9 protein-coding genes are annotated in these 7,715 nt (G+C 72.7%); 3 read left to right on the top strand and 6 right to left on the bottom strand.

Annotated elements, in window-relative coordinates:
* The 6 genes from mshC to MPTA5024_RS00670 form a co-directional block, all read right to left on the bottom strand.
* Positions 1-1,075, bottom strand: a 1,075-nt coding sequence (mshC, locus tag MPTA5024_RS00695; protein WP_232326093.1) for a cysteine--1-D-myo-inosityl 2-amino-2-deoxy-alpha-D-glucopyranoside ligase, incomplete at its 3' end; no start/stop codon positions are given.
* A gap of 35 nt (positions 1,076-1,110) precedes the next feature.
* The gene (locus MPTA5024_RS00690; protein ID WP_232326092.1) at positions 1,111-1,839 is read right to left on the bottom strand and encodes an NRDE family protein; all 729 of its coding nucleotides are present in this window, start codon (positions 1,837-1,839) and stop codon (positions 1,111-1,113) included.
* Between the two features lie 101 nt (positions 1,840-1,940).
* Positions 1,941-2,702: an SCO1664 family protein gene (locus MPTA5024_RS00685; RefSeq protein ID WP_036318628.1), complete on the bottom strand. Its 762-nt coding sequence runs from the start codon at positions 2,700-2,702 to the stop codon at positions 1,941-1,943.
* Between the two features lie 49 nt (positions 2,703-2,751).
* Positions 2,752-3,330, bottom strand: a complete 579-nt coding sequence (locus MPTA5024_RS00680) for a DUF3090 domain-containing protein (RefSeq protein WP_036318626.1) — start codon at positions 3,328-3,330, stop codon at positions 2,752-2,754.
* Positions 3,331-3,339: 9 nt separating this feature from the next.
* A complete protein-coding gene (locus MPTA5024_RS00675; RefSeq protein WP_036318623.1) occupies positions 3,340-4,041 on the bottom strand; it encodes a histidine phosphatase family protein in 702 nt (233 codons plus the stop codon).
* Positions 4,038-4,856, bottom strand: a complete 819-nt coding sequence (locus MPTA5024_RS00670; RefSeq protein WP_036318621.1) for an undecaprenyl-diphosphate phosphatase — start codon at positions 4,854-4,856, stop codon at positions 4,038-4,040. The genes MPTA5024_RS00675 and MPTA5024_RS00670 overlap by 4 nt, the downstream gene beginning before the upstream one ends.
* A 35-nt stretch (positions 4,857-4,891) precedes the next feature.
* On the opposite strand from MPTA5024_RS00670, the gene MPTA5024_RS00665 reads away from it, so the two are divergent.
* From MPTA5024_RS00665 to MPTA5024_RS00655, 3 genes are all read left to right on the top strand, one after another.
* A complete protein-coding gene (locus MPTA5024_RS00665) occupies positions 4,892-5,830 on the top strand; it encodes an aldo/keto reductase (protein ID WP_036318619.1) in 939 nt (312 codons plus the stop codon).
* Between the two features lie 151 nt (positions 5,831-5,981).
* Entirely contained in the window at positions 5,982-6,992 is a 1,011-nt protein-coding gene (locus tag MPTA5024_RS00660) for a hypothetical protein (RefSeq protein ID WP_036318616.1), read from the top strand.
* A 242-nt stretch (positions 6,993-7,234) separates the two neighbouring features.
* Positions 7,235-7,715: IS110 family transposase (locus tag MPTA5024_RS00655; RefSeq protein ID WP_036318613.1), on the top strand; the 481-nt coding region annotated here is incomplete at its 3' end.

The following is a 7,715-nucleotide window of genomic DNA, read 5'->3' as shown; positions in this document are numbered from 1 at the left end:
CCCTGACCCCGGCCAGCACGGGCGCCGCGTCCGGGCCTGCCGGCCGCGCCACCGCCGCCCGCCAGCGCGCCAGCCGCGCCTCGGCCTCGGTGAGCTGGTCCGGCGTCCACTCCCAGTCGTCGCGGTAGTGATGGGCCAGCAGCGCGAGCCGTACGGCCATGGGGTCGGCCGTCTCCCGCAGCCGCGACACGAAGACGAGGTTGCCCTTCGACTTCGACATCTTGGCGCCGTCGAGGCCGACCATGCCGGCGTGCACGTACGCCCGCGCGAACGGCCACTCCCCGGTCGCGACGTGACCCTCGCAGGCGCCCATCTCGTGGTGGGGGAAGATCAGGTCGGAGCCGCCGCCGGAGACGTCGAAGCCGGTGCCGAGGTTGCGCAGGGCGATCGCCGTGCACTCGACGTGCCATCCCGGGCGTCCCGGGCCGAACGGCGACGGCCAGGAGGGCTCACCCGGCCGCTCGGCGCGCCACAGCAGCCAGTCGAGCGGATGGCGCTTGCCGGGCCGGGCCGGGTCGCCGCCGCGCTCGGCGAACAGCTCGATCATGGTCTCCTCGGAGTACCCCGACACGGCCCCGAACTTGGGGGCGGCGGACACCGAGAAGTAGACGTCGCCGTCGAGGACGTAGGTGGCGCCCCGCTCGGTGAGCCGGCCGATCAGCTCGGCGATCTGGTCGACCACCTCGGTCACGCCGACGTACTCCCTGGGCGGCAGGATGCGCAGCGCCTCCATGTCCGAGCGGAACAGGTCGATCTCGCGCTCGGCGAGGTCCTGCCACGGCGTGCCGGTGGCCTGCGCGCGCTCCAGGAGGGGGTCGTCCACGTCCGTGGCGTTCTGCGTGTAGTGGACCTCGTGCCCGGCGTCCCGCCACACCCGGTACGCCAGGTCGAAGGCGAGGTAGGTGTTGGCGTGCCCGAGGTGGGTGGCGTCGTACGGCGTGATCCCGCAGACGTACATCCGCGCCTCCCCGGTGGGGGCGGTCTCGCGGACCTCTCGGGCGGCTGTGTCGTACAGGCGCAGCGGAAGGCCCGGACCGGGCAGCCTGGGGACGTTCGGAGCAGACCACGATCGCATGGTGTGAAGCCTATCCGCGGGCCCGCGAGCTCGAATCAGGCGGTCGGCGGCACGCGGTGCCAGGTCCCCGGGTCGTCCGGGCGGGGGCAGAAGTCGTAGCGCAGCCCGTCCGGGGAGAGGGCGACGAGGGTGACGGAGAGGCTGGCGAAGACGCGGCCGTCCTCGAGGCGCCTGCTGAAGACCAGCGCGCGGGGGTCGTCCACCGCCAGGCCGCCGCCGGAGGCCAGGTCCAGCCACTCGCCCCAGAAGCGCCGGGGGGAGCCGCCGTCGCGCCAGTCCGGGCGCTCGGCCGCGGCGAACCGGGGCCGGAACCACGCCACCCGCGGGTTGTCGTCGCCGCGCTCCCACCCGCTGTTGACCAGCATGTGCACGCCCCGGGGCAGCTTCTCCTCCACGACCCGCCCGCCGTCCCAGCTCCACACCCGCACCCCGTCCAACCCGGCCACCACCAGGTGGAACGGGTCGTACGCGCGCAGGTCGAGCGGCGGCAGCACGCCGTCGGCCGCGGCCAGCAGCGGCAGGGAGCCGCGCGAGCGGCGGATCTCGGACGGAGCGGCGGCGCCGTGGCCGTTGAGGAGCGCGGCCACCCTGCGGGCGGCGGGGTCGGCGGCCAGCCAGGTGCCGCCGGCCTCCAGGTCGCGCCCGCCGACGAGGCCGGGATGGCCGGGCCAGTGGCGGTCGGGCGACATCCACGGCCGGGTGACGAACTCGTCACGCACCCCCGCGAGGAGCACCGGAGTCCCGGCGTCGGGCTCCACGCTCACGATGACCGTACACAACGCGCGTTCCCTCCATATCGGTAGAGACCTCTGCAGAGTGCACAATTCGTACGGTTCACGCAAGTGTCACGTAATCGAAACGATCTCTAGATAGGCGGCCAGGGGATGGCGGGCCAGTCCTCGGAGGGGTGGGGGTGGACGCCGGTCGCCAGGAGCCGCTTGATCCGCTCCCAGGTGGCCTCGACCTCGTCGTGGGTGAGAAGCTCGCGCAGGCGCCGTCCGAGCCGGCCCCGCTCCATCTCCTGCTCCAGCCGGGTCAGGACGTTGACGGCCTCGCGCGGCAGGGACTTGCCCCGCCACTGCCACAGCACGGTCCGTAACTTGTCGTCGACGGAGAAGCACACGCCGTGGTCGACGCCGTAGACGTGCCCGTCGGGCAGCGGCAGCAGGTGCCCGCCCTTGCGGTCGGCGTTGTTCACGACGGCGTCGAAGACGGCCATGCGGCGCAGGGCGGGGTTGCGGCTGCGCATGAGGGCCATCAGGTCGGTCTCCGGGTCGGCATCGATCCACAGCTGGACCATGCCCGGGCCGAAGGGGCCGTCGCGGTAGACCGTCGGGGGCACGATCCGCCAGCCCGTCGCCGCCGCCACCTCGTAGGCCGCGACCTCCCGGGCCGCGAGCGTGCCGTCGGGGAAGTCCCACAGGGGGCGCTCGCCCCGCACGGGCTTGTAGACGCACGCCGCCACGTGCTCGCCGTTCCCGATCGAGCAGTAGAGCGTCATGTTGGTGGCCTCGACCAGGCGTCCGGCCACCTCGATCGTGCCCTCCCGGAGCAGCCTCATGGCCGCGGCGTCGTCGAGCCCCGGCCCCTCTATGTCGCTGATGCCCGCCTCGCCCTCGGCCGTCATTGCGTCCCCTGCCCGGCAGCCGTCACGCCGGTCCCGCTCGTTCGCCGCGTCACGCCGTCAGACCTCCCGGGTGGTGACCGTTGAGACGGACGCAGATGTGACCCTCGGGGTCGAGGGGCCGGCCGCACAGCGGGCACGGCGGACGGCCCGCGGCGACGACCTCCAGGGCCCGGCGGCTGAACGCGCGGGCGGCGGCGGCGCTGATCCTGACCCTCAGCACGGCCGGCTCCGGCCGGTCGTCGGCGAGCAGGTCGTCCTCGTCCTCCTCGTCGTCGTCGGACTCGCCGGCCTCCTGGGCCTCGATGATCACCTGCGAGGTGTCCGGATCCCAGGCGAGGGCCATCGTGCCCACGCGGAAGTCCTCGTCGAGCGGCAGGTCGAGGGGGCCCTGGTCGGCCAGCTCGGCCGGCGCCATGGCCGGGACGGGGGCGCGGCCGCCGCTGCGGCGCAGCACCTCGTCGAGAAGCTCGTCCAGGCGGTCCGCGAGGACGGCCACCTGGAACTTCTCCAGCGCCACGGTCGTGATCCTGCCCTGACCGCGGGCTTGCAGGAAGAAGGTTCGCGCGCCCGGTTGCCCAACGGCACCGGCCACGAACCTGTCAGGCGGATCGTAGTCGAAGACCGGCATAGCCCGACCTTATGTGGTCCCGGCTCCGCCGCCGACGGCGGCATCGCTCCCGGTGGAGTTTTCTCCCCCGCCTTCGCCTTCCGGAACCTCGGGTGGGGGAACCAGATTGGTCACATCGCCCCCGATGTCGTTGGATCTGAGCAGGAAGGGACGCAGGGGGGTGTAGCGGATCACCGTAACGGACGCGGGATCCGCCGTGATCCGCTGGAACTGGTCCAGGTGCAGCCCCAGCGCGTCGGCCACGATGGCCTTGATCACGTCCCCGTGGCTGCAGACGAGATAGGTGGCCTTCTCGCCGAGGCGCTCGTTCCAGTCCCGTACGGCCCGCACGGCACGGCTCTGCACGTCGGCCAAGGCCTCGCCGCCGGGGAACACCGCCGCGCTGGGATGCGCCTGGACGACCCGCCAGAGCGGCTCCTTCGCCAGCTCCTTCAGCGGCCTGCCGGTCCAGTCGCCGTAGCCGCACTCGCCGAACCTGTCGTCGGTCTGCACCGAGACGGCCCGGCCCTGGGCGATGGCCTCCGCCGTCTCCCGGCACCGTTCGAGCGGGCTCGAGACGATGGCGTCGAGCTCCAGCGGCGCGAGCCGCTCCGCGGTGGCGCGGGCCTGCTCCCGGCCCCGCTCGTCGAGGTGGACCCCGGGCGTCCAGCCCGCGAGGACGGGCCCGGTCATCGAGGTGAGGCCGTGCCGTACGAGAAGAACGGTCGTCATGAGGAGATCACGCCCAGGGCCAGCAGGGTGAGCAGGAACGTTCCCGCGAAGACGCGGTAGACGACGAACACGATCGTCGAGTGCCGTGCGACGTAGCGCAGCAGCCAGGCGATCGAGGCGTACCCGACCGCGAACGAGACCACGGTCGCGATGAGCGTGGGCGCCACCGGCACCCCGCCGCCGTCACCGACGTGCCGCAGCTCGAACAGGCCGGACAGCACCACGGCGGGGATCGACAGCAGGAACGAGTAGCGGGCGGCCGCCTCGCGCGTGTACCCGAGGAACAGGGCGCCGGTCATCGTCGACCCCGACCGCGACGCCCCCGGGATCAGCGGCAGCATCTGCCAGGCGCCGATGATGAGGCCGTCGCGCATGTCGAGGTCGGCGACCTCCTTCTTCTTCCTGCCCATCTGGTCGGCCGCGAGCAGCAGCAGGCCGAAGACGACGAGCATGCTCGCGTTGAGCCACAGGTTGCGCGCCGGGCCCTCGATCGCATCCTTGAACAGCAGGCCCGCGACGCTGATCGGGATGGTGCCGAGCATGATGTACCAGCCCATGCGCGCGTCGAGGTCGTCGCGCAACTCCGGCGTCCAGAGGCTGCGCAGCCAGGTCCACACGATGCGGACGATGTCGCGCCAGAAGTAGATGACGACCGCCAGCATGGTGCCGAGCTGGATCACCGCCGTGAACGCGGCGCCGGGATCGGACCATCCGAGCAGCTTCGGCACGATCAGCAGGTGGGCGGAGCTCGAGATGGGCAGGAACTCGGTCAGCCCCTGTACGACGCCGAGCACGACGGCCTGAAGTACGTCCATGGTGCGGACAGCCTATCGGCTAGTCTTACCGCACAATGGACCAGCGATTTGTCGGGCGCAGCGGTCTCTCGGTGTCCAGGATCGGGCTCGGCACGATGACCTGGGCCCGCGACACCTCGGCCGAGGAGGCGACGGCCCAGCTCACGGCCTTCGCGGAGGCCGGGGGCACGCTGATCGACACGGCCGACGTGTACGGCGGCGGCGACGCGGAGCGCCTGATCGGCAGGCTGATCCGCGACGTGGTGCCGCGTTCCGAACTGGTGATCGCGACCAAGGCCGTCCTCACGTCCGGCGGCGCCCGGGACGCCTCCCGCCGCCATCTCATCCGCGCGCTCGACGCCTCGCTGGCCCGTCTCGGTCTGGACGAGGTGGACCTGTGGCAGCTCCACGCGTTCGACCCGTCGGTCCCCCTGGAGGAGACCCTCGCCGCCGTGGACTTCGCCGTGTCCACCGGCCGCACGGCCTACGCGGGCGTGTGCAACTACACGGGCTGGCAGCTCGCGGCCGCCGCCGTGTGGCAGCGGGCGGGCGAGTCCCGCGCCCCCGTCGTGGCGGCCCAGGTGGAGTACTCCCTGCTGGCCCGCGAGGCCGAGGAGGAGCTGCTCCCGGCCGCGGCGCACGTCGGCTCCGGCGTGCTCGCGTGGTCGCCGCTCGGCCGCGGCGTGCTGACGGGCAAGTACCGCACCGGGATCCCGGCCGACTCCCGCGCCGCCACGCCGCACTTCGCCGAGTTCGTCCAGCCCTATCTCGACGACCGGTGCCGCAGGATCGTCGAGTCGGTCACCACCGCGGCCGAGGGGCTCGGCGTGTCGCCGCTCGCCGTCGCGCTGTCCTGGGTGCGCGACCGCCCGGGCGTGTCGTCGGCCATCGTCGGCGCGCGGACCCACGCCCAGCTCCTCGGCGTGCTCCAGGCCGAGAAGCTCACCCTTCCGTGGGAGATCCGGGAGGCCCTGGACGACGTCTCCGACCCCTGAGGTCCCTCCGTACGCGCCGAGGCGAACGAGAATCGCCTTCACGTATCACACATCGATACCGAATCGCAACTTTCTACTGCATAACCCCGCGCGGTGGCGAACAGTGGCAGAGACGGCGGGGGATGGATCAGATCATGGTGGAAGGGGACACATGGGGATCGCTCGCAACGCCTCCGCGATCTCCGCAGGGGCTCTCGCGATCGCCCTCGGCGGAGGACTCCCCCTGGCGTTCGCCGCTCCGGCGCACGCGCTCGACTGCACGAACGGCGGCGGGCTCGTCTCGGGTGTCACCAGCGGGCTGTGCTCGGTCGTCGACGGCGTCGGCGGCGTCGTCGACGGCGTGACGGACGCCGCCGACAAGGCGACCGGCGGCGCGACGCAGCCCGTGACCAAGGCCGTGGACGACGCCGTGAGCACCACGACGGGAGCCGCCGGGTCGGCCGTCGACGACGTGGGCCACGCCGTGGACGACACGGTGAACACGACGGTCGACGACGTCGGCAAGGCCGCGACCGGAGCCGTGGGCGCGGTGGGCCAGACCGTCGACGGGGCCGTCCAGCACACGGGCACCGCGGTGAACGACGGCGCCGGCAGCGTCGGCGGCGCGGTGGACCACACGGTGGAGACGGTCAAGGGCGTCACCGGCGCGGGCACGCCGAGCGCCGGCCCCACCGCCCGGCTCACGGACGGGCTGACGAAGACCATCAGGGACAGCTGCCTGCCCCTGGTCGGAGGCGGCTGCGCCCCCGGCGCCGAGGGCGGGAAGCCCGGCTCGGTGGCCCCGGAACGTCCCCGGCCCTCCGCGGGCGTGCTGCCGCGCGAGCCGTACCACCCGCTGCGGCCGAGCTACGTCCCCGCCGGAGGCGTCTCCGCCGACGGGGACGTCGCCCGTGTGCACCCGGACCGGGACGGGCTGATCCCCCTGCTGTGGCCGGGCCAGCGCATCCCCGACCTGATCGGTGACCTGCGCGGCGGGCCGGTCCGGCCGCACAAGTCGTACGACGGGGTGGGGACGGCGCTGACGGCCGCGCTGCTGCTGTCGGCCGTGCTCGCCACCCGCGTGGTGTCCGCGCGCCGGGCCAGGGCCGAGCAGCAGGAGTCGATCCCGTTCGAGGGCGGCCTCCGCATGCCCGGCCGCTCCGGCCGCCACCGCCTCGCCTAATGGGAGCTACCGGGTCGGTCTGATCAGGCAGACTCGGTCTCTGGTAGCCGCCGGTGAGTGAGCACTTCCCTCGCCTGGGCCGTTTGAGTCCTGGGGTCAGATCGTGCCCTCACCGGTGGTCAGGAGCCTTGATCGCTGATGGGATGTCGTGCCCGCTGGCGAGCGTGAGCACTGGTCCATTAGGCCGCCGACCGGCTCCTGCGGGCTGCGGAAGAAGGGGTGCCGGACGAGGGGAGGAACGGGTGCTGTTCGTCGGCGACGACTGGGCCGAAGACCACCATGACGTCGAGGTTCACGATGAGCGCGGTCAGGTGCTCAAGCGGGTCCGCCTGCCGGAGGGGATGGCGGGAATGAGCCGGTTCCATGAGATCGTGGCCTCGTTCCTGCCCGAGGACGCCGAGCCGTCGCAGGTGCGGGTATGCATCGAGACCGATCGGGGCCCGTGGGTGCGGGCGCTGGTCGCCGGCGGGTACCAGGTGTTCGGGGTGAACCCCAAGCAGGCGGCCCGTCACCGGGAGGTCCTGGGCAACTCCGCGGCCAAGAGCGACAAGGGCGATGCTCACGCGCTGGCGGACATGGCCCGTACCCGTGGCCACCAGCTGACACAGGTCGCGGTGGACTCCGATGTGGCCGAGGCGGTCAAGGTCGTCACCCGGGCGCATCAGACGCTGTTATGGGAACGGACCCGGCACATGCTGCGGCTGCGGGCGGCGCTGCGTGACT

Source organism: Microbispora sp. ATCC PTA-5024, assembly GCF_000511135.2.
In the GTDB taxonomy this organism is placed as follows: domain Bacteria; phylum Actinomycetota; class Actinomycetes; order Streptosporangiales; family Streptosporangiaceae; genus Microbispora; species Microbispora corallina.
The sequence above is the reverse complement of the archived record's forward strand: the minus strand, read 5'-3'. Positions and strand labels throughout refer to the sequence as shown.